This is a genomic window from Halorubrum alkaliphilum, assembly GCF_017873815.1.
GTDB lineage: Archaea > Halobacteriota > Halobacteria > Halobacteriales > Haloferacaceae > Halorubrum > Halorubrum alkaliphilum.
This window is the reverse complement of record NZ_JAGGKQ010000013.1, coordinates 39472-59845: the sequence shown is the minus strand read 5'-3', so window position 1 is coordinate 59845 and position 20374 is coordinate 39472. Positions and strand designations below refer to the sequence as shown.

21 protein-coding genes, 1 tRNA gene and 1 pseudogene are annotated in these 20374 nt (G+C 64.4%); 9 read left to right on the top strand and 14 right to left on the bottom strand.

Annotation, left to right across the window (positions count from 1 at the left end; genetic code table 11):
• Positions 1–45: 45 nt before the first annotated feature.
• Genes J2751_RS09510 through J2751_RS09495 form a run of 4 tightly spaced genes read right to left on the bottom strand, consistent with a single transcriptional unit; the run spans position 46 to position 3636 of the window.
• Positions 46–843 (bottom strand): phosphate ABC transporter ATP-binding protein, encoded by a 798-nt coding sequence (locus tag J2751_RS09510; RefSeq protein ID WP_209485500.1) that lies wholly within the window; start codon positions 841–843, stop codon positions 46–48.
• Positions 840–1700 carry a PstA family ABC transporter permease gene (locus J2751_RS09505; protein ID WP_209485498.1) on the bottom strand — a complete coding sequence of 287 codons (861 nt, stop codon included), beginning with the start codon at positions 1698–1700 and terminating at the stop codon, positions 840–842. The genes J2751_RS09510 and J2751_RS09505 overlap by 4 nt, the downstream gene beginning before the upstream one ends.
• A complete protein-coding gene (gene pstC / locus J2751_RS09500; protein ID WP_209485496.1) occupies positions 1697–2653 on the bottom strand; it encodes a phosphate ABC transporter permease subunit PstC in 957 nt (318 codons plus the stop codon). The genes J2751_RS09505 and pstC overlap by 4 nt, the downstream gene beginning before the upstream one ends.
• A 5-nt stretch (positions 2654–2658) precedes the next feature.
• Complete coding sequence (locus J2751_RS09495) at positions 2659–3636, bottom strand: PstS family phosphate ABC transporter substrate-binding protein (protein ID WP_245202705.1); 978 nt, start codon at positions 3634–3636, stop codon at positions 2659–2661.
• 377 nt (positions 3637–4013) lie between these two features.
• Between J2751_RS09495 and serS the strand changes: the two genes are divergently transcribed.
• Positions 4014–5387, top strand: a complete 1374-nt coding sequence (serS, locus tag J2751_RS09490) for a serine--tRNA ligase (protein ID WP_209485494.1) — start codon at positions 4014–4016, stop codon at positions 5385–5387.
• Between the two features lie 27 nt (positions 5388–5414).
• On the opposite strand, the gene J2751_RS09485 is transcribed toward serS, so the two are convergent.
• Both J2751_RS09485 and J2751_RS09480 read right to left on the bottom strand, forming a co-directional pair.
• Positions 5415–5969: an HIT family protein gene (locus J2751_RS09485; protein ID WP_209485492.1), complete on the bottom strand. Its 555-nt coding sequence runs from the start codon at positions 5967–5969 to the stop codon at positions 5415–5417.
• A gap of 43 nt (positions 5970–6012) precedes the next feature.
• A complete protein-coding gene (locus tag J2751_RS09480; protein WP_209485490.1) occupies positions 6013–7143 on the bottom strand; it encodes a sensor histidine kinase in 1131 nt (376 codons plus the stop codon).
• A gap of 130 nt (positions 7144–7273) precedes the next feature.
• Between J2751_RS09480 and J2751_RS09475 the strand changes: the two genes are divergently transcribed.
• On the top strand, positions 7274–7453 hold the full coding sequence (locus J2751_RS09475; RefSeq protein WP_209485487.1) for a hypothetical protein: 180 nt from the start codon (positions 7274–7276) through the stop codon (positions 7451–7453).
• Between the two features lie 101 nt (positions 7454–7554).
• Here J2751_RS09475 and J2751_RS09470 read toward each other — a convergent pair.
• Positions 7555–7625: transfer RNA gene (locus J2751_RS09470), tRNA-Pro, on the bottom strand.
• A gap of 126 nt (positions 7626–7751) precedes the next feature.
• On the opposite strand from J2751_RS09470, the gene J2751_RS09465 reads away from it, so the two are divergent.
• Positions 7752–8660: a hypothetical protein gene (locus J2751_RS09465; protein WP_209485485.1), complete on the top strand. Its 909-nt coding sequence runs from the start codon at positions 7752–7754 to the stop codon at positions 8658–8660.
• Between the two features lie 22 nt (positions 8661–8682).
• On the opposite strand, the gene J2751_RS09460 is transcribed toward J2751_RS09465, so the two are convergent.
• Complete coding sequence (locus J2751_RS09460; RefSeq protein ID WP_245202704.1) at positions 8683–10062, bottom strand: hypothetical protein; 1380 nt, start codon at positions 10060–10062, stop codon at positions 8683–8685.
• Positions 10063–10230: 168 nt separating this feature from the next.
• On the opposite strand from J2751_RS09460, the gene J2751_RS09455 reads away from it, so the two are divergent.
• From J2751_RS09455 to J2751_RS09440, 4 genes are all read left to right on the top strand, one after another.
• Complete coding sequence (locus J2751_RS09455) at positions 10231–10815, top strand: DedA family protein (protein WP_245202703.1); 585 nt, start codon at positions 10231–10233, stop codon at positions 10813–10815.
• Positions 10816–10883: 68 nt separating this feature from the next.
• Complete coding sequence (locus tag J2751_RS09450) at positions 10884–11498, top strand: metal-dependent hydrolase (RefSeq protein ID WP_209485484.1); 615 nt, start codon at positions 10884–10886, stop codon at positions 11496–11498.
• A 115-nt stretch (positions 11499–11613) separates the two neighbouring features.
• The gene (locus J2751_RS09445) at positions 11614–11931 is read left to right on the top strand and encodes a DUF5785 family protein (protein ID WP_209485482.1); all 318 of its coding nucleotides are present in this window, start codon (positions 11614–11616) and stop codon (positions 11929–11931) included.
• A 330-nt stretch (positions 11932–12261) separates the two neighbouring features.
• Entirely contained in the window at positions 12262–12648 is a 387-nt protein-coding gene (locus J2751_RS09440; RefSeq protein WP_321168683.1) for a hypothetical protein, read from the top strand.
• Between the two features lie 82 nt (positions 12649–12730).
• Here J2751_RS09440 and J2751_RS09435 read toward each other — a convergent pair.
• The 6 genes and pseudogenes from J2751_RS09435 to J2751_RS09410 form a co-directional block, all read right to left on the bottom strand.
• Positions 12731–13180, bottom strand: a pseudogene (locus J2751_RS09435) (A/G-specific adenine glycosylase); the annotation flags it as partial.
• A gap of 245 nt (positions 13181–13425) precedes the next feature.
• Positions 13426–14274 (bottom strand): hypothetical protein, encoded by an 849-nt coding sequence (locus J2751_RS09430; protein WP_209485480.1) that lies wholly within the window; start codon positions 14272–14274, stop codon positions 13426–13428.
• Between the two features lie 118 nt (positions 14275–14392).
• On the bottom strand, positions 14393–15328 hold the full coding sequence (locus J2751_RS09425) for an HhH-GPD family protein (RefSeq protein ID WP_209485478.1): 936 nt from the start codon (positions 15326–15328) through the stop codon (positions 14393–14395).
• A gap of 54 nt (positions 15329–15382) precedes the next feature.
• Positions 15383–16723, bottom strand: coding sequence for a class-III pyridoxal-phosphate-dependent aminotransferase (locus J2751_RS09420; RefSeq protein WP_209485476.1), 1341 nt, complete (start codon positions 16721–16723; stop codon positions 15383–15385).
• 177 nt (positions 16724–16900) lie between these two features.
• Positions 16901–17176: a PadR family transcriptional regulator gene (locus J2751_RS09415; RefSeq protein ID WP_209485474.1), complete on the bottom strand. Its 276-nt coding sequence runs from the start codon at positions 17174–17176 to the stop codon at positions 16901–16903.
• Between the two features lie 373 nt (positions 17177–17549).
• A complete protein-coding gene (locus J2751_RS09410) occupies positions 17550–17696 on the bottom strand; it encodes a hypothetical protein (protein ID WP_209485472.1) in 147 nt (48 codons plus the stop codon).
• A gap of 89 nt (positions 17697–17785) precedes the next feature.
• Here J2751_RS09410 and priS point away from each other — a divergent pair, with 89 nt between their 5' ends.
• Both priS and J2751_RS09400 read left to right on the top strand, forming a co-directional pair.
• On the top strand, positions 17786–18949 hold the full coding sequence (priS, locus tag J2751_RS09405) for a DNA primase small subunit PriS (protein ID WP_209485470.1): 1164 nt from the start codon (positions 17786–17788) through the stop codon (positions 18947–18949).
• A complete protein-coding gene (locus tag J2751_RS09400) occupies positions 18946–19986 on the top strand; it encodes a DNA replication complex subunit Gins51 (RefSeq protein ID WP_209485468.1) in 1041 nt (346 codons plus the stop codon). The genes priS and J2751_RS09400 overlap by 4 nt, the downstream gene beginning before the upstream one ends.
• Positions 19987–20374 lie beyond the last annotated feature (388 nt).

Below are 20374 nucleotides of genomic sequence, written 5' to 3'. Positions count from 1 at the left end.
GGGCCCGAACATAAATCGTGGCGGTTCGGATCGCGTCGAAACGGGTCAGGTCGCGTCGGAGACCGCGTACTCATCGTCGGTCGGCCCGCTGACGAACCGCTTGGTTCGCTCGTGTTGGGGGTCCTCGAAGAACGACCGCACGTCGTTCGTCTCGACTACCTCCCCGAGGTAGAGGAAGACGACCTCGTCGGCGAGCCGTTTCGCCTGATCCATGCTGTGTGTCACCATGACGATGGTGTACTCCTCGGCGAGCTCAGCCAGCGTCTCCTCGACGTTCTCCGCCGAGATCGGGTCGAGCGCGGAGGTCACCTCGTCACAGAGCAGCACGTCCGGCTCGACCGCCAAGGAGCGAGCGAGACAGAGCCGCTGGATCTGTCCGGTCGAGAGCCCGGCGGCGGGCGCGTCGAGCCGGTCGCTCACCTCCTCGAAGAGGTTCACCTTGCGGAGGTGCCGTTCGACCAGCTCGTCGAGGTCGTCCTTCGAGTCGAACAGGCCGTGGATCCGGAGCCCATAGGCGACGTTCTCGTAGATCGAGAGGGGAAGCGCCGTCGGCTCCTGTGGAACGTAGCCCACCTGTTTCCGGATCTCCGGTGCCGGCTCGTCGGTGTCGTACACCGGCTCGCCGCGAAGGTACACCTCCCCGGTTATCTCCACGTTCGGCTGGATGTCGTGAAGTCGGTCGAGCGCTTTGAGATACGTCGATTTCCCACAGCCGGACGGACCGATGATGGCGGTCAGTCTGTTCTCCGGGAACGCCAGATCGACGCCCTTGACGGCCTCGACACGGCGGTCTCCGGTGTACGTTACGGCAAGGTTCTCGGTTTCGAGTACGGTGTCCGTCATGAGTTTCGACCTCCCGGCGCGAACCGGGCGTAGCGTCCGGCGAGCAGCTTCGAGGCGAGTATCAGACCCAACACGACGACGATGAGCACGAAGGAGGCGGCGTACGCGTGCGACCGCACCTCCGCGTTGAACGAGGTCGCCTGATCGAAGACGAGGACCGGGAGCGTCGTCGCGGGCTCGAACAGCCCGCCGGGCATCCGCGTGCTCCGACCGGCGGTGAACAGGACCGTCGCGGCGTCGCCGACGCCGCGTGCGAACCCCATGATCACGCCGGCGACGATACCCGGCAGGGCGGCCCGCGCGGTCATAACCGCGCTCTCGAAGCGGGTCGCGCCGAGCCCGTACGTCGCTTCTCGAACGGTGTCGGGAGCCGAGCGAAGCGCCTCGTCGGTGTATCTCGTCATGATCGGGTACTGGAAGATCGCGATGGCGACGATCCCGTAGAACATGCTCGTTCGTGCACCGAGCGCGATGACGACCGTCAACACGAAGACGCCGTAGACGATCGGCGGGGTGCCCCAGAGCACGTTCAGGAACATGTTGGTGACGTCCGAGAAGCGCTCGCTGGAGTAGTCGCTCTGGAGGTACGCCGCCGTCGAGACGGCGAGGACCATCGAGACGACCGTCGCGGGACCGACGATGAACAGGCTTCCGAGGACCGCGTGAAGGAAGCCACCGTTCGCCTCCAGCATGTACCGCGAGCCGGGCGGCGTGACGACGATCGCCGGGTTCGCGAGGAGTACGCGGCCGCCCCGAGCGAGCGTCACGCCGATCACGATCGCCATCACGGCGAGCACGAGCACGGTCGCCGCTCGGACCGCCACGCCCGCGACGCGCTCCCGCGTGTACCGGTTCATTGGTACTGCCACCTCCGTTGGAGCCGCCGACGGACCAGCATCGCGGCGAAGTTGAACAGCCAGACGACGACGACGAGCAGCAGTCCGACGAAGATCAGCGCGGACTGGGTGAGCGGCAGCGACATCAGCTCACCGAAGTCGTTGACGATGAGCGTCGGGAGCGTCTGGCCGGTCGAGAACACCGAGTCCGGCAACTGGGTCTGCCCGCCGATCAGCATTGCCGGAACGATCGTCGCGCCGAACACCCGGCCGAAGCCGAGGAGGACGGCCGAGAAGATCCCCGGCCCCGCCGCGCGCAACAGGACCGAGCGGATCGTCTCCCACTCGGTCGCGCCGACGCCCAGCGACGACTCACGCAGCTCATCGGGCAACGCCTCCAGCGACTCGACCGACAGCGAGATCATGAACGGCGTGACGACGATCGCCATCACCAGACTCACCGTCAGAATTCCGAGCCCCGTCGCGTCCGCGCCGACCGCCGGCGCGAGATAGTTGCCGACGAAGGGGACCACGACGACCAGCGCGACCAGTCCGAAGATCACGCTCGGGATCGCCGCGAGCACGTCGATGAACGAGGAGACGAGCGTCCTCGTCCGCCCCTCGGCGTACTCAGCGATGTACACCGCCGCGAGGACCGCGATCGGCGCGCCCATCGCCATCGACAGGATCGTCACGTACACCGTCCCGACGATCGCCGGGAAGAAACCGAACTGGTTCTGCGCCGGGTCCCAGTTCGAGGAGAGCAGCACCTCGCTCAGCGGGTACTCGGCCAACAGCGGGAGCGACTGATACAACAGCGCCACCACGATGGCGGCGAACAGCCCGACGGCGAAGTATCCGGCACCGCGGAGCCAGTAGCTGCTCAGCCGCTCGACGAGGAGGCGTCGGCCGATCCGCGGCGACCGGCCGTCGTCTCCCGCGCCCGATCCCGATCCGCCCGAGTGCTCGCCCATTCGAACTACGACCCGTCGGGCAGCGCGTCCTGTGCCTCGTCGAGCCGGTCCTCCTCAAGGGGGACGTAGCCGTTCTCGCGCACGTACTGCTGGCCCTCCGTGAGCACCCACTCGACGAAGTCGGCCGCCTCGCTCTCGAAACCGCCGTCGGATGCGAGGAACATCTCGCGGGCGGGCGGGGCGGGGTAGTCGCCGTCCTCGACGGCACCGAGGAACTCCTCTCGGGTCTCGTAGAAGTCCTCCTCGGGGTCGAGTCCGGTTCCGTCACGGTCGAGCGGTACCGGCCGGATGTCTCCCTCGAGCTCGCCGCTCGAGAGGTCGTACACGTAGTTGATGTTGTTCAACGAGATCGCGTTCTCCTCATTGCCGATCGCCTCCGCGACCGGCTGGTCGCCGTTGTGGTTGGCGTCCGCGAGGTTCTCCAGGTCGTTCTGGGTGTACGCGTCGTCCTCGCCGGCGAGGAAGTCTCCCCACTGTTTGTACGCCGCGGAGGCGTCGGAGCGCCCGTACACGACGATGTCCTCGTCGACATCGGCGTCGACGAGCTCGCCCCAGTTCGTCACTTCCTTAGTGAAGACCGCTTCCAAGTCCTCGCGGGTCAGTCCCTGCTCCTGTAGCTCGTCGAGAACCGGGTTTTCCGCGTTGACGGTCCCGACGACGGTATCGATCAGCATCGGAACGGCGAACAGTCCCTGATCCTCCTCTTCGGGTTCCGGCTGACGGCCCATCATCGCGATGTCGACCTGATCGTTGAGCACGTCGGAGACGCCGACGCCGGTGCCGCCGCCGGAGACGTCGAAGCTCGCGTCGCTCTCCTCCTCGTAGAGGTCGACCCAGACCTCGACCATCGGGAGCGGGCCGACGCCACCCGAGATCCGTACGGTCTCGCCGCCGTTGCCGCCGCCCAGACAACCGGCCAGCGACGCGACCGCAGAACCACCGATGAGACCGAGCGCGGATCGCCGCGAATGTGTTCGAGTCATCTACTCGGATAAAACGGCCCTACTTGGGTTACCTTCACGTAACCGACAAGGTTACGTAACGCTTCGCGAGGGACGCAGATATCGCCGGTATCGTGTCTCGCCGCGATCCGTACCAGTGACGCCTCGACTACCCGAACGGGTTGGAATACACGGAACGACGATAGACGGGTTTTAACGCTCGGTCTCGTGAACGCCTCGGAGCGGTCGCTTTGGTCCCGGTGGGCACCCGCAAGGTTGTGAGATACGTGTTATCAAGGTACAACTTACCGTTTCCGGGGTATGTTGCTGGTATCTTAGTCGTGAAGCGACGCTCGCGACCCCCGAGCGCGACCCACGCTCCGATACGGTTTTGGGTCGCCCGGCGGAACCCCCGATAAATGCTATCTCGACAGTTCGTTCGGGAGAACCCCGACGTCGTCCGCGAGGCGCTGGAGAACAAGGGCGTCGACGTCGACCTCGATCGGATACTCGACGTCGACGAGGAGTGGCGGGAGCTGAAGGGGCGCGGCGACGACCTGCGTCACGAGCGCAACAAGGTCTCCTCGCGGATCGGCGAGTTGAAGCAGGCGGGCGAGGAGGCCGAAGCCGAGGAGGCGATCGAGCGCTCCCAAGAGCTCAAAGCGGAGCTACAGGCGATAGAGGAGCGCGCCGACGAACTGGAAGCCGAGCTGGAGCGTTCCCTCCTCGAACTTCCCCAGATCCCGCAGGATTCGGTGCCGGTCGGTGCGGACGAATCGGAGAACGTCGAGCGACGCCGCGAGGGGTTCGACGACCGCCGGGAGCTTCCGGAGGAGGTCGAGCCGCACTACGATCTGGGCGAGGACCTCGAAATTCTGGACTTCGAGCGCGGCGCGAAGGTCGCCGGTGGCGGCTTCTACGTCGCGAAGGGGGACGGCGCTCGCTTGGAGCACGCGCTGATCCAGTTCATGCTCGACGTTCACCGGGAGCAGGGGTATCACGACGTGTTCCCGCCGATCCCGACCAACTCCGCGTCGATGCGCGGCACCGGTCAGCTCCCGAAGTTCACCGAGGACGCCTACCGCGTCGAGGGAACCAACGAGGAGGCGTACGACGACGACGACCTCTGGCTGCTCCCGACCGCGGAGGTTCCCGTCACGAACCTCCACCGCGACGAGATCCTGCTCGACGAGGACCTGCCGCTCAAGTACCAGGCGTACACGCCCAACTTCCGGCAGGAGGCGGGCGAGCACGGGACCGAGACGCGGGGTATCGTCCGCGTCCACCAGTTCAACAAGGTCGAGATGGTGAACTTCGTCCGACCGGAGGAGAGCGACGAGCGCTTCGAGGGGCTCGTCGACGAGGCCGAGGAGGTGCTCCGGCGGCTGGAACTCCCCTACCGGATCCTGGAGATGTGTACCGGCGACCTCGGGTTCACACAGGCGAAGAAGTACGATCTGGAAGTGTGGGCCCCCGGCGACGACATGGAGGACGGCCCTGAAGAGGGCGGTCGGTGGTTGGAGGTCTCCTCAGTCTCGAACTTCGAGGACTTCCAGGCCCGCAGGGCTGGGATCCGCTACCGCGAGGAGCACCACGAATCCGCGGAGTTCCTCCACACCCTGAACGGCTCGGGGCTCGCGGTCCCGCGGATCGTCGTCGCGACCCTGGAGTACTACCAGAACGACGACGGGACGGTGACCGTCCCCGAGGCGCTCCGGCCGTATATGGGCGGGACCAAGACCATCGAGGGTCACGACGCGGTCGGCGAGACCAAGCTTGGCGACGGGGAGTAGGCACTGCTCAGCACGAAATCGAGCGACTCAGTCGGCGTCGAACGAGAGCCGCACTGCGTCACCCGACTCCGCATCACCCGCGTCGACGACGTACTCCCCGGCCGCGAACGCCTCGTGGAGGTGTTCGTACGTCCGGTCGACGGCCTCAACTATCACCTTCGTGTCGCCGACGACGGGCATGAAGTTCGTGTCCCCCTCCCAGCGCGGGACCACGTGGGTGTGGAGGTGATCGATCGAGCCACCGGCGGCCGCGCCCCCGAGGTTGAGCCCGGTGTTGAACCCCTCCGGACCGATCCCGCGGCGGGCCGCCGCCAGCGTCGCGGCCTTCAGTCGCCCGTGATCCAGCATCGTCTCGTCGTCGAGTCCGGTCCAGTCATCGACGTGGGCGTCCGGGATCACCATCGCGTGACCCGGGTTGTACGGCGAGTTGTTCAACAGCACGACGTTGTGGTCGCTGCGCGCGACGACGAGCGCCTCGCGGGCGTCCGCGCGCTCCGGGAGGACACAGAACGGACAGCCGTCGACCGGGTCCTCGTCGCGCTCGACCCAATCGATCCGCCACGGGGCGTAGATCTGTTTCATACCGGCGGGTCGGTCCCCGACCGCTTCAATGGCAGTGATCCGTCTACTCCGGGAACTCAACGCCAGTGATCTCGAACCGCACACCCCCACCCGTGGCGTCGGCGACGTGAACGTCCCAGCCGTGAGCCTCGGCAATCTCCGCGACGATCGCGAGTCCGAACCCGGTGCCCGAGTCGACAGTCGAGTGGCCGCTCTCGAAGACGCGGTCCCGCTCCGACTCGGGGATTCCCGGACCGTCGTCGGCGACGTAGAACCCGTTCCCGTCGTCAAGGGTGCCGACGGTCACGTTCGGGCCCTCTCCCCCGTGTTCGACGCTGTTGCGAAACAGGTTCTCGAGCAGTTGCCTGAGCCGGTCGCGATCGGCCATCACCATCGGGGGATCGTCGATGGAAACCGTCGCGTCCTCCGTCGCGACCTGCTCCCAGCAGGCTCGGCTCAGCTCCGCCAAGCCGACGGATTCAACCCCGCGTATCGCGTCGCCCTGCCGTGCCAGCGTCAGGAGGTCCTCGATCAGCGTCTCCATTCGGTCGTGTGCGTCCGACACCGTATCGAGTCGGTCGATCTCGTACTCGTCGCGTAGCAGATCGACGTTCCCCTGTGCGACCGACAGCGGGTTCCGGAGGTCGTGGGAGACGACGCTGGCGAACTGCTCCAGTTGCGCGTTCTGGCGCTCGAGCTCGCGTTCGTTCGCCTCCAACTCCGCGGTCCGTTTCTCGAGTTCGGCCTGTCGGTCCTCGAGTTGGGCGGTTCGTATCGTCGCTCGCGTCTCTTGGATCCCGATCAGGAGCCCGCCGACCGACCCGATCGTCAAGGCGATCGCTTGAGTTCCGACGGACCACTCGGCGGTGACGCCGGGGTGGATGTCCCGCAGGACGACGAACCCGAACATCACGAGGATGCCGCCGAGCATCCAGGCGACGATCCGCGGGTAGTAGGTCCCGGTGACTTCCGACCGTGGAAGCCAGTATCCGGTGTACGCGAAGGTTAGGCCGGGAACCGCGATGAAGACGAGATCGAGCAGCGCCTCCAACGCCGGCCGACCGTCACCGAGCGCGAACGCCGCCTGTGCGGCCGCGATCAGCGTGAGAAGCACGCCGGTCACGAAGAGGACGGCCGGCAGCGGAGAGCCTCCCCGGATCGTGAGCTGACCCCCGTCCGCGCTCGACGGACTCATATGGCGGAACGAGTCGACGTATCGTTGAAATAGGTACGGTATCCGGCGAGCGAGGCGGTGTCTCGTTAGCGATTCATCCGCGCAGACGAGAGAGATTTATGATCGTTCACGGACTACCCTCCCCACGGACGTGATCTACCAGGCCGAGGACGGGAGCACTGGGAGCATCGAATGCGGGTGTCTCTATGAAGGGGAATCCGGACTCATGCTGTACGAGAACCGCCGACAGAAGTCGGATGAACAGGTCGGGTACGTGCCGTTTGACAGGCTGTATCGCGTTGAGCCGTCCGATAAACGAACGGACGACTGAACGAACCGGTCTTCGGCCGTGACCCACCCGGTGATCGAAACCGGACCCGTTCGCCTATCTGACGGTCAGCACTGCTCCCGATGGAGGCGTAATACGAGTAATGGGACCGCTGAGAGTCGAACTCAGGTCATACGGACCCCATCCGCATAGGATACCACTACCCCACGGTCCCGCGTCCCAAATCGAAGAACGACCGTCCGGTAATTAAGGACTTCGTTTCACTCGCCGGCGGCGGACTGCGTCCGTCGGCATACGCAGTCCGAAGAGGTTTGTCGGCGGCGGCGGAACCACCCGATACATGGCCCGAGGGGAGGACCTCCGAACGACCGCGGACGCACTCGACGGGTCCATCGTCGTCTGCGGACTCGGCGACGCCGCGGACGCGGACGGACTCTCTACGGGATCGTTCCCGGGTGCCCGAGTCGTGTCGGTTCCGGACCTGATCGACGGGAGAACCGGGTCGGGAACCACCCCGACGGAGTCCGGCGATTCCACGGAGGTCGTCGCCGCCGTCGTCGTCGTCGGCCCGAGCACCGACGAGGACACGCTCGCCGACCTCCGTGAGGTCGCCGACACCGGCGTCTTCACCGTCGCGGTCGTGTCCGGCGACGACGCCGATGCGGACGCGCTGGCGACGATCACGGCGGCGGTCGACGGGGTGTTGCTCGCCGGGGACGGAGCGGGTTCCGCGCTCGGCCCTGCGAGCACGGTGCGTGAGTTCCTTGCGGCCGTTCAGGATCCCGGATTCGTCAACCTCGATCTCACCGACGCGCGGACGGTGCTCGCCTCGGGTCTCGCCGCGGTCGCGACCGGGTCGGCACCTCGCGATGCGCCCGCGGTCGCGGTCGAGTCGGCCTTCGATCGACTCCCGTGTGGAGTCGACGCGGCGACCGCCAGTGCCGTGCTCGTCGACGTCGTCGTCGATCCGGACACGAGCATCACTGCCGCGACCGACGCGATCGGCGAAGTCCGGGCGCGGATCGGTGCGGACGCGAACGTCATCTGGGGCGGTGCGGTCGACGACGACGCGGCCGACGCGCTCCTCGTTCGCGTCGTCGTCGCCGACGTTCGGTACGACCCGCCGCTCGCCGCGGGCGACCCCTGTCCTCGGTGTGGCTCGTCGCTCTCGGCGTACACATTCGGCGCGAGCGAGACGCTCTCGTGTGACGCTTGCGGGTACTCGGGGATCGGAATGCGCCGTCGATGAGGCGGTCAGCAGCGTCGGCTCGCTACGATCCGGTCCCGAGCAGGTCCTCTAACGTCGTTGCGAGCGACTTCGAGACTTCCGTCAGATACACCGTCCCCCAGACCGCGACGATCACCGAGCCAATCACGTTGAACATCATATCGACGATGGTGTCGTCGATACCGTGCTGTGCGAGGATCGGTTCCATGTCGAGTCGGATTGCGCCCTGATCGACGAAGAACTCGAGTATCTCCCAGATAACGCTCATCGCGAGCATGAACACGAGGAGTGCGCCGAACAGCGCCCACGGGGGGAGGTTGACCTCGTCGCTATGGAGGTGAACCGCCCGCAGCGCGGCGTATCCGGTCGCCGCAACGACGGTGGCTGAGAGGGTGTGTGTGAGATGGTCCCACGTCGATATGGCGTCGTACAACCCGGCCGTCCCGAGCGCGTGGAGGAACACCGCGAGCGTGACCCACAACACGAGTCCCGGCTCGATAACGACCTCGTAGTCCCGCTCCAGCAGCGCCGGCAGAAAGGTGACGCCGATCGCCAGTCCGGCATTGGTCACCACGGCGATCCGCTGTGACCAGAGGCCATAGAGAAGCACTCCGACCAGCGCGACCTGCATGAACCGAACGAGTCCGATCTGGCGTCGCACGGAGATTCCCAGCCGATCGCTCAACACGACGCCCTCGACGTCCTCGGATTCGCCGGTGACCGCATCCGTTCCGTCGGTGGCCGGAGCCGTCTCGGGAGCCGCGGGACTCCGTTTCTCGGCCGCGAGCCGACGCCGGCTCGATTCAGGAACCGGCGGCGCGTTGGGTGCGGTCTTTCTACCGGACGCCAGCCGGAAGTACGTGTAAAACAGGGCGCCTGCGAGCAGGCCGGCCACGGTCGCATAGATGAACTCGATCATCACGGCGGCGTTCACCGCGTCCTGTGACCGTCCGTCGAGAAGATATGTAGTCCCAAACACGACGTCCGAACTCCACCAGAGTACGTTCAACAGCCCCGACATCGCGAGCGTCAGGAGGACGGTCAGCGTCACCGCGAACCACGGTACGAGGCGCAACGAGGTGAACCGATCGAGTTCGACGACCATCAGGAGTCCGAGTGTCGCGAGCGCGAGGCTCGGAACGACCTCCGTTACGAGCGGTATCGGAGCGAACGACTCCCACAGGATCGGGAGCGTAACCAGTCCGACGAAGTACCACGGCGCGACTACGCTCGGATCACGGGACGCGATTGCGGGGGCGGCGACCACGACGATCGCCACGACGCTGAGCAGAACCGGTTCGGGGCGGTCGAAGAACACGCCCGCGACAACGGCGCCGACGAGAACTGCGACGAACAGCCAAGAGAGAACCGTGTTCCGGCGCGAGCGACCGAAGTACGACGCGAGACCGTCAGTAGCGCTCATCGTCGTAGCCGGTTTTGCCCCACGCAGATAGTCGTACTGGTACAACACGGCACGGGACGAGGTGACTCGATCGACACCGGAGCAGCCGCAGTCGTTCCGGTCGATTGCGGCGGGTTCTCGTCGGATCGCTGGGACTATCGGCCCGCCCACCAAGGACGCCATAGAGAGATGGCTCGGGCGATCGACATCGATACGACACTCGGCGGTCTGGTAGTCACCGTCGGTTCGCCGTTGCTCGTCCTCCTCTACGCGCTTGAAGGGTTGCTCGTCGGGAAGCTGCTCCACCCTTCGTTGCTGTTCATCCTCTACGTCGTCGCGACGGAACCGGGACTCGTCCTCACGGTCGTGGTCGGTGCGTTCTGTGTCGGTTCGGCGACGGCAGGACAGTTGGTGCTGTACCGAACCGTCAACGAGGACGGAGAGTCGCCGGGACGACTCGCGCGGATGATCCCGTATCTCGATCGGCTTCCCGAGATCGTGAAGGAACGAATCGGAGACTCGCGGCTGGCGCTCGTCGACCGGTGGTTCGACCGGTTCGGCGGCCACGCGGTCTGGATCTCGAACGCGACGCCGGGACTTCGCGGACTGATGACGATCCCGGCCGGATTGAGCGGGTATCCCGTCCGCCAGTTCGTCGTGCTCTCGGCACTCGGCAACGCCATATACATGGTGCTACTGATCGCCGTCGCTAACGGCCTGCTGGAGGCGGTACGGTTCGTTCCGTGGGATGTGAGCCCCGATCGGTTCCTGTGAGTATCCCGTGGTGTCTGCCGTTCTTGAGCGATACGTTCATACGCTTCTGTCGCTTTCGTTCCGATACAATGATGCTTCCGACCCACGTGCTGGCCGGGATGGCGCTCGCCCTCCCCCTCTGGGCCGTAAGCCCGGAGTACGCTCCCGTCGGCTTTGCTGCCGGCTTCCTCGGGGGGCTGCTCCCGGACGTGGACCTGTACGTCGGCCACCGCAGGACGCTACACTACCCGGTGTACTACTCCGTGCTGGCCGCGGCGGCGATCCTCGTCGCACTGGCGATGCCGTCCACCGCGACGGTCGCGCTGGCGCTCTTCCTGGCGGGTGCGGCGCTCCACTCCGTCTCCGACGTGCTCGGCGCGGGGCTGGAGCTCCGTCCGTGGGAGGGGAACTCCGATCGGGCAGTGTACGACCACTATCACGGAACGTGGATCCGGCCGCGCCGACTGGTGCGGTACGACGGGGCTCCCGGGGACCTGCTGTTGTCGGGACTCCTTGCGGTCCCGCTGTATCTCGTGCTCGACGGGTGGCTCCGGTGGCTCGTCGTCGGGACGGTCGGCGTTGCCCTCTCGTACACCCTGCTTCGTCGCCCTCTTGCCGTCCTCGCTCCCCGCGTGGCGCGCCTCCTGCCCGAGCCAGTCCAGGCGTACGTCCCTGACCGGTATCGTGAGGACAACGGCGTCTGAGTCGTCGCGTGTAGCTGACGGAGCGATCATGCCCCGTTTCCGGAGGCGCGTGAACGGGGCGAGACGGCCCGGGCGCGAGCGCAACGACTTTCCTCCGGGGCGGTAAATGCCGTGTATGGACTGGCCACACGACCCCGACGGCGAGCAGGGTAGCGAGGGCATGCGACAGTACGGCCACGCGGTGCTCGCCAAGAAGATCGACGAGGGAGAGGACTTCCCGCTGTCGGCTGCGGAGTACGTCGAACAGTACGGCGACCACCCGATCCGGATCGACCACGAGACGGTCGTCTCCGTCGAGGAGATATTCGAGCACGTCGAGACGGAGGAGTTCGACGACTTCGTGGCGTTCCATCAGGAGCTCGGCCGCGCCATGCGCGAGAACGGCTACTGGTTCTACGAGGGTCCCGAGAAGTTCGTCGACGGTCCCGCCTGACTCGTATTCCGGGCGACTTTGCTGCTCCCCTCCACGAGTTACGTACACAGCTCCCCGTTCTCGATCGGTGTCGATGCGGTCGTGGCTGATAGCGGGAGTGGCTGATGGCGGGAGTGGCTGATGGCGGGAGTGGCTGATGGCGGGAGTGGCTGATAGCGGGAGTGGCTGATGGCGGGAGTGGCTGATGGCGGGAGTGGGTATGGTGATACGGCATACCCTCGTTATAAAAGAGCGAGCGGGGTTGCTAACGCCGTTTATAACTGGTCGAAGGAACGGAGTCTCCGCCACCGACATCACGACTTTCAATATCGTACGACCCTGAGTGAACTCGTGAGCACGCAGACGACTCCCACACACGAGGACGGGACCACCGAGCGCCGGTTTAACGGCCCGTGGCTCCGCGTCCTCGCGATCGCCGTCGTGGCATGGGGCGGACTGTACGCGCTCGAATGGGCACTGTTGGAGGCCGGCACACCGGCGGGTGCCGCCGTCGGCTTCACTCACGCGTACGTCCTCGCGCCGCTCGCGACCGCCACGATCCTACTCGACGCCCTCTCGCTCGGCGAGCGGGGGGTCGCCGACTTCGGCCTATTTAAATGGCTCTACGCGCTCGTCGCGCTGTTCGTCCCACCGATCGCCGTCGTCTACTACGCACACCGCGAGTGGCTGAAGCCGGCGAACGCCGAGCTGCTCGGGGATCCCGGAACGCCGAAGTAAGCGTCATCGGCGACGAACCGCGCCGTAGTGGTTTATCGGCACGTGGTCGCCGTCCGATACGAGTGATCTGGATCAAATCACGCTACCCTAGACGAGTTATCGTCTCATCCTCCGATTCATCGACTTCGAGTAGCTCATCATCGGCCAGATCCGAAAGGAGACCCCGAAGTCACTCCCGTCCGTGTTCGCCTTCCGGGGTGTAATCAACACGTATCTTGTGCCCAAGGGTATCGACGTCCATCTCCTCGTGGTTGCTGAGAACGCGAACGATCCGTCCACGGAACTGTCTCCGACTTCCCTCGAAACTAGGCTGAGTTGGTACGTCGGGTGCGGTGAAGTCGCCGGTCTGATACGCGTGACACCACTCGCGCCACGGGCACCCAGATTCGTCACACCGTGGTTTCTTTCCGCAGGCGACGCCACCGAGTTCCATAATCGCGTTGTTCCAGATTCTGGACTCTCCATCGGGCATGAGACGAGAAGCGGCCCGCTCGAACGCTGCGTCGTCATCTGACACGTCGAATGCGCGGTAAGAACAGTTCCCAGTCAAGATGAACGTGAACTGTCGATTCTCGTTTTAATATCCTGAACCCGATCTTCGGCAGTCGGGAAAGGTTCTTATGCGAGAATCGCCTCGGTTAGAATAGGCCCATCTGAAGCTCCAACGATGACTTTCCAAGAACAACTCCGCTCTCTAGAAGAGCGGTATGACGTAAGCGAGAGCGAACATGCCCGGGAGCTTGGGCACACCGTCGCGGACCTTCAGGACTAACGCAATTATTCTGCCGCTTCGAGGAACGACACGAACTCCGCTTTTCTGATACCTTCCGTACTGATGAGTTCGTCATGTCCAGCACGGGTGGCGGATTCGGCAAGGAAGTTCGTACAGAGTTCAGTGTGCACATCCCCATAGTGCGTGTACGCTTCTGAACGAGTGAAATCGAGATCGTACTCTACAAGAACGATCTCGATGCCGTTCTTCCGTACGACGATGTCACATCCCCACTCGGAGAGTAACGAGAACGCCGTCGTGTTCCGCCGAACCGTGAGAAGCCGCTTCGATTCGGTAATATACTCGTTGACCCACGTCTTCCAGTCGTACGCTTCGGTCGCAAAGTCAGGAAACGAGAACCCGGTTTCGATGCTCTCCAGGTACCACTGAGCCATACCGATCGATGTCCGGTGATTCGCGTTAGGTAGCGCGTGTTTCAGAATCAGCGTAGACATAAGCTGCCCTGCGACATCGACGGCAGTAGCGGTCCAATCGACGCGTGCGATAGCGTCGGGAATCCGTTCTAATTCGATCTGCTTGTAAATTTCGAGCTTCGCTTCCTCTTCCAGCTCCTTTTCCTCGACGATCTCCTCGAATATCTGAAGTAAACGCACCGTGATCATCCGGTCCTGCGGTGACATCTCATCGAGGACGTCTTCGAACTCGTCGTCAAGGTCTTCGACCGTCCCGCTCGCCCCGCGATTCGTATACAGTACGAAGAACTCTTCACCGAAATCGTAGCGCTCAACGATCGCATCTTGCCCGGACGTCGTTATTTCATCCCTGTCTTGAGTGACGTACGCAAGAGAATATTTCGTATCCTCGGGATGATGGTAATAGACGCGGGAAGTCATCCCATCAGCGTAGGAGACAGACCGAATTAAAACACACTACATCCACGCAGTTTCGGCCTTGACAGCAGGCTATCGACGTAGAGATGCCTGTAGGCGAGACCCAATGCAGTAGACTCTATTACTCACTGAGCTTCGCCACCGTCCTGTCATCTGATTCTTCGACATCGAGAAGGCCATCATCGGCCAAATCAGTCAGAAGTCCTTCTAACCACTCTCGACCGTTTTCTCCATCCGGTGAATAGTCTACACGAATCTTCGGTCCGAGCTCATCGAGTGTGAGTTCATCGTGGTTCGAAAGGGCACGAACGATCCGACCCCGGAACTGCCGCCGGCTCCCCTCGAAGCTCGGCTGGGTGGGCACGTCGGGTGCGGTGAAGTCACCAGTCTGGTACGCGTGACACCACTCGCGCCACGGACAACCTGCCTCGTCGCACCGAGGTTTCTTTCCACACGCCACTCCGCCGAGTTCCATGATGGCGTTGTTCCAGATTCTGGACTCTCCAGCCGGCATGAGGGCGTTTGCGACGGTTTCGTAGTCTGGATCGTCCGCATTATGGATTTCGGCAAACGCGCGATGGAGGACGCGTTTGACGTTCGTGTCGACGACCGCGTCGCCAGCGTTGAACGCGAACGACGCGACCGCGTTGGCGGTGTAGGGGCCGACGCCCATCAGCTCGGACAGTTCGTCGGGCGTTCGAGGGAACTCGCCGTCGTACTCCGTTTCCACCTGTGTCGCCGCCTCATGGAGGTACTTCGCGCGGTTGTTGTAGCCCAGCGAGTGGTCCGACCAGAAGGCGACGACGTCACCGCGATCGGCCGCCGCGAGGTCGGTCACGGCCGGCCAGCGGTCGAGGAAGTCCTCCCACGCGGGGACGACGCGACCGAGTTGGGTCTGCTGGCTCATCACCTCGCTGACAAGTATTTCGTAGGGGTCTTCGGTCCGCCGCCACGGGAACTCGCGGTGATCCGTCTCGTACCACTCGATCAACGCCTCGCGGACCGGGTCGGGGTCCGCAGGGAGGGCGGGAGAGTCGTCCGCGTCGACATCGGCCATGCGTTCGATCCGGGCGTGGGTCGTTTATCCGTGGTGGTTGCGGGCGCGCCCGTGTCAGGCCGCCTCGTCGATCGCGGTCGTCAACAGGTCACAGCCGAGTTCGATCTCACGTTCGGTGACGTCCATCGGCGGGAGAATACGGAGCACCTTCGTCCCGCACGCCAGCGTGAGCAGCCCGTGGCTCACGGCGCGCTCCATCACCTCGTCACGTCGACCCTTCGTATCGAATTCGACGGCGAGCATGAGTCCGAGCCCGCGGACGTCGACGACGCCATCCGGGTCGGCGTCAGCCATGATCTCGCGGAACTGTCGGCCGCGGACCGTCGCGTTCTCCATGAGTCCCTCCTCCTCGATGGCGTCGAGCGTCAACGCGCCCTGTAGCGAGGCGATGATGTCGCCGGCACCCCACGTCGAGGAAATGCGGCCGGTTTCTTCGGGAAACACGTCGGAACGGGAGATCGTTGCGCCCACGCGGAGTCCCTTCGCGCTCGCGATCACGTCGGGCTCGATCGCGTAGTGGTCCGATCCCCACATCTCGCCGGTCCGGCCGACCCCGGACTGGATCTCGTCGGCGACGAGAGTGATGTCGTGTTCGTCGACGACCGCGGCGATCTCGTCCATGAACGCGTCCGAGGGGAACCGGTAGCCGCCCTCGCCCTGGATCGGCTCCATGATCAGGTACGCGACGGACTCGGGATCGACGTGGCCGCGTTTCGGATCGAGTTTCGTCCGTAGTCGGGAACTCCCGCCGGCGAAGAAACCGCACGAGCAGGTCTCGGGGGTACAGCCGCGGTCGTCACAGAACGGCATGTCGTGGACCGTACTGATCTCGGGGAAGTCGCGGCGGTAGACGGACTTCGAACGGTTGAGCGAGAGCGCGCCGAGCGTCCGGCCGTGGAACGCGCCGTCGAAGGTGATCGCGTACTTCGCGCCGTCGGCGTCGTCGTAGGAGATCTTGATCGCGTTCTCGACCGCCTCCGCGCCCGAGTTCGAGAGGAACACCGTGTCCATGTCGTAGTGGCTGGTCACGTCGGTGAGACGCTCCATGAGATCGGCCGGGCCGGGAGCGCCCTCGCCGGGATCGTTGCCGTCGGAGACGTAGAAGTCCTGTCCCGCGATCTTCAGCGGGTCGACGAGGTCGAACTCCGCGAGCGGTTCGGTGATCAGCGGATTGTTGTAGCCCAGCGGAGCGGCGGCGACGTGGCTCGTGAAATCCATGAGAACGTTGCCGTCGACGTCGGTACAGAACGGCCCCGTCGCGGGCGCGGTGCGGTCCCACACGAACTCGTAGACGTAGGTGCTCGGCGCGGCTGACCGGTGGTGGTGTTCGACCCACTCGGTCGCTCGGTCACCTGGGAAGTCGGACACTCGGGGGGTTACCGTATCACGGTTCATACGGTGTTCTCGACGGCCGCCGCGAAAAAACGACTGGTCATCGAGGCCGGGAGAGCATCCGGTATCGGCACGAGAGACGGCCATGAGGGCGGAACGAACGATCGGGGAGGATCGAGGAACACGGCAGTGACACCGGGACCGACCGTCGGACCCCAGAGGGAGGACCGATCGTGCCGCTCAGTGATCGACGTACTGCGACTCCCACTCGGTTCGGGCGTCGATCTCGCGTCGACCGCGACGGGTGAGCGTGTAGTAGTTCGTCCGTCGGTCGCGCTGGCCCTTCTCGACGAGACCCTTCTCGACGAGCGTGTCCAAGTTCGGGTAGAGCCGGCCGTGGTGGATCTCCTTCTCGTAATAGTCCTCGAGTTCGTCCTTGATCGCCAGTCCGTGCGGCTCGTCAAGCCCGGCGATCACGTAGAGCAGATCACGCTGGAAACCTGTGAGGTCGTACATGCGACTATCCAGACATAACCGTCGAAAATAAATAAATATTCCGTTACGTACACGTTCGACTCGTGTGTTACTACCGCCATTCGCCCGGTATTCAACCCACTCAGTACTGTCATATGAGTAACGTTCTATCACTGACACGCCGTGACCTCGGGTTCATGATGATGTCGGGAAACACACGTATTATCGCACCGACAATCAAGTAGCACCGGAGTCGCGACTCGGGATGTGGTCGTTCGAGAACGGACGCATGCCCCAGCGGAAAAAAGCCGCGTGAGGCATTCGTCCGAATTGGTCCCCGCTGACGCTTCGGCCCTCCAGACGAAGCGTCACCTGATAATACCCGGTTGAGACTAATAAACCTAACGTGCGAGCGCTACAAGTGTTCCTCCTCTAACACCCATCCGAGAGCGCGCTTGTAGTGAGTGAACAGTTCCTCAACGCCGCGGTGCGTCATCTCCTCGTCGTCAAGCTCCTCGCGAAGGAACTCGTACTGCTCTCTGACCTCCTCTTTTGAGCGCATATCGTCGGGTAGATGCTCCTGGGTCAAATGGTTGTGGCCGGTTCGCGAACGACACGTCTATACCTCGACCGCGGGTATACGAGGAAACGATGGACGACCGGACACGCGAGTATCTCTCGGGTCGGTTCGGCGACTACTACCGGCGCGTCTCGCTGTCCCCGCCGCCGGATGCGAACCTCCGTGAATGGGGACACATCCCGTGGACGCCCGGCACAGGGACGACGATGGTCCGCCACCAGTCGCTGTACGACCTTGGCGACCTCGACACGTTCTTCGCGGACAACGCGCCACGGCACGCCTACTTCTCTGCCGCGCGCTACGACGACCCCGGCGCGTCGACAATGGGAAAGAAGGGCTGGCGGTCGGCCGATCTCGTCTTCGATCTCGACGCGGATCACCTCCCCGGGGTGGACCCGGAGACGACCCCTTACGCCGAGATGCTCGCCGAGTGTAAAGGGGCGCTCGTTCGCCTGCTCGACTTTCTGGAGGGCGACTTCTCCTTCGACGACCTCACGATCGTCTTCTCGGGCGGACGGGGGTATCACGTTCACGTCCGCGACGAGTCGGTTCGCGCGCTCGACAGTGAGGCTCGCCGTGAGATCGTGGACTACGTCCGTGCGATCGACCTCGACATGGACGGGCTGATCCGGACCGTCTCCGAGCGCGGGACGACGAAGCGCGTGCTCCGTACCGAGGGCGGCTGGGGCGCGCGCGTCCACGGGGCGCTCGTCGAGTACGCCGACGAACTCCGAGAGATGGACGACGACGCGGCCCGCGAGCGACTGATGGAGCTCGACGGGATCGGGGAGGGGCGCGCGAAGACGATCCTCGGCGCGTTCGAGCGTACTCCGGCTGCGGTCCGCGAGGGCAACGTCGAGGCCGGTGGCCCGGGCGTGCGACGGCTCGTGAGCGCGCTGGCGGCCCGCACGGCGGCGACGGACACCGCGCCCATCGACGAGCCGGTGACGACGGACACGCGCCGCCTCATCCGGCTGCCCGGAACGCTTCACGGCGGATCCGGGCTCGTCGTCACGTCGGTCGATCGAGACGACCTCGCCGAGTTCGATCCCCTCCGGGACGCGGTGCCCGACCGGTTCGTCGGCCGGGACATCCGGATCGAGTGTGAGACGAAACGGACGGTAGAACTAAACGGCCGGCGGATCAGTGTCCAACCCGGCACGAACACCGTCCCCGAGTTCGCGGGCGTCTTCCTGATGGCCCGCGGCGAGGCGCGAAAGGCACCCGAAGCATGAACCTAGACGAACTCCGATCGGTCCAGTCGAAGGAACGCCGTAAGGACAGTCTCCAGCACCTTCGCGACGCCTTCTACGACGACGTGGCTGCGTACGTGGCGGACCTGCGTGCTGCTCGCGACCGACGCGCCGAGCAGGTCGCGAACCCGTTCTCCGACGACGACGTTCGTCGGATGTCAGACGAGATCGAGACCGCCGAGGAAGTCGCGGAGGCACTCTACGAGCGCCGCGTCGGCAAGGTAGTGAAACTCGCGTCGTTCGCGGCGGCGGATATGCCCGTCGAAACGGAGGGAATGACGACACAGGAGCGCGCGCTGTTCGACGACCTCGTCGATCGGATCGAGACGAACAAATCGGCCGTCCTCGACGTTCTTGCGGGCGAGGAGCCCCCCGACGAGGCACCGTCCGCGATGTCGAGCGAACAGGAGCCGCGATCCGATCCGGAGTCGATGGTCGCGGACCGACCGGATCCGACCGCCAATGGAGACTCCGGAGCCGACACGAGCACGGAACCGACCGACACCACCGCCGAATCGAACGTCCTCGCGGGCGCGATGGGTGGTGAGTCCAACGGCAAGCGGGCGATCGATGGCACGAACGACTCGACGGCCACCGAGGGTTCGGCGGACGACGCTGCTGGCGGGTCGACCCACGATGACGATCCCGCCGCGCCGGCCTCCGCCGACGAAGGCCCCGATCCCACTCCGGTCGATCCGGAGCCGGCACCGCCGGGCGCACCTCATGTGGCGGAGTCGCCGAAGGATTCCGATCCCACTGCTAACCCGGTCGCGGACGGATCCGGATCGGCTGCCGACTCGGGTTCCGGCACGAACGACGAGGAGCCGATCGATCGAAACGCCGAGTCGACCGCGGGGGAAGGAGCCGACCGCGAGACGGTCCGGATCACACGAGACGTTGGTGCCATTTTCGGCGTCGACGAGCGGGAGTACGACCTCGCGAGCGAGGACGTCGTGGCACTTCCCGCGGAGAACGCGGAACCGCTGGTACAGCGCGACGCCGCCGAGCGGATCGACTGACCGGCGATATCGGCAGTGGACCGATTGGACCGGCGGTGGCGGGACGGTATTTAAAATATCTATCAACGTAGCGACGACGAGTATAAACCACCGCCAGTGATACCACTAAGTCACTTATAAATGACCGTTTCAACGCGATACGAGACTCAGTCCCGCCACCGGTAAATAGGATCCTGATCGTGTCGTGTTCGGTCGAAACCACAAGACGGCGAAGAGAAAGGAATGCTCCGGCTGGGATTTGAACCCAGGTCATTGCCGTGAGAGGGCGCGGTAAACCTATATAAAAGGTTTACGCCCCTCCGTCTACTTCTTTCTCTCACACCGTCTGTTTTCGCCCGTGTACAGGCTTCTAACGGGGTCCAGGATAATATAACACGGGGGAATTGCC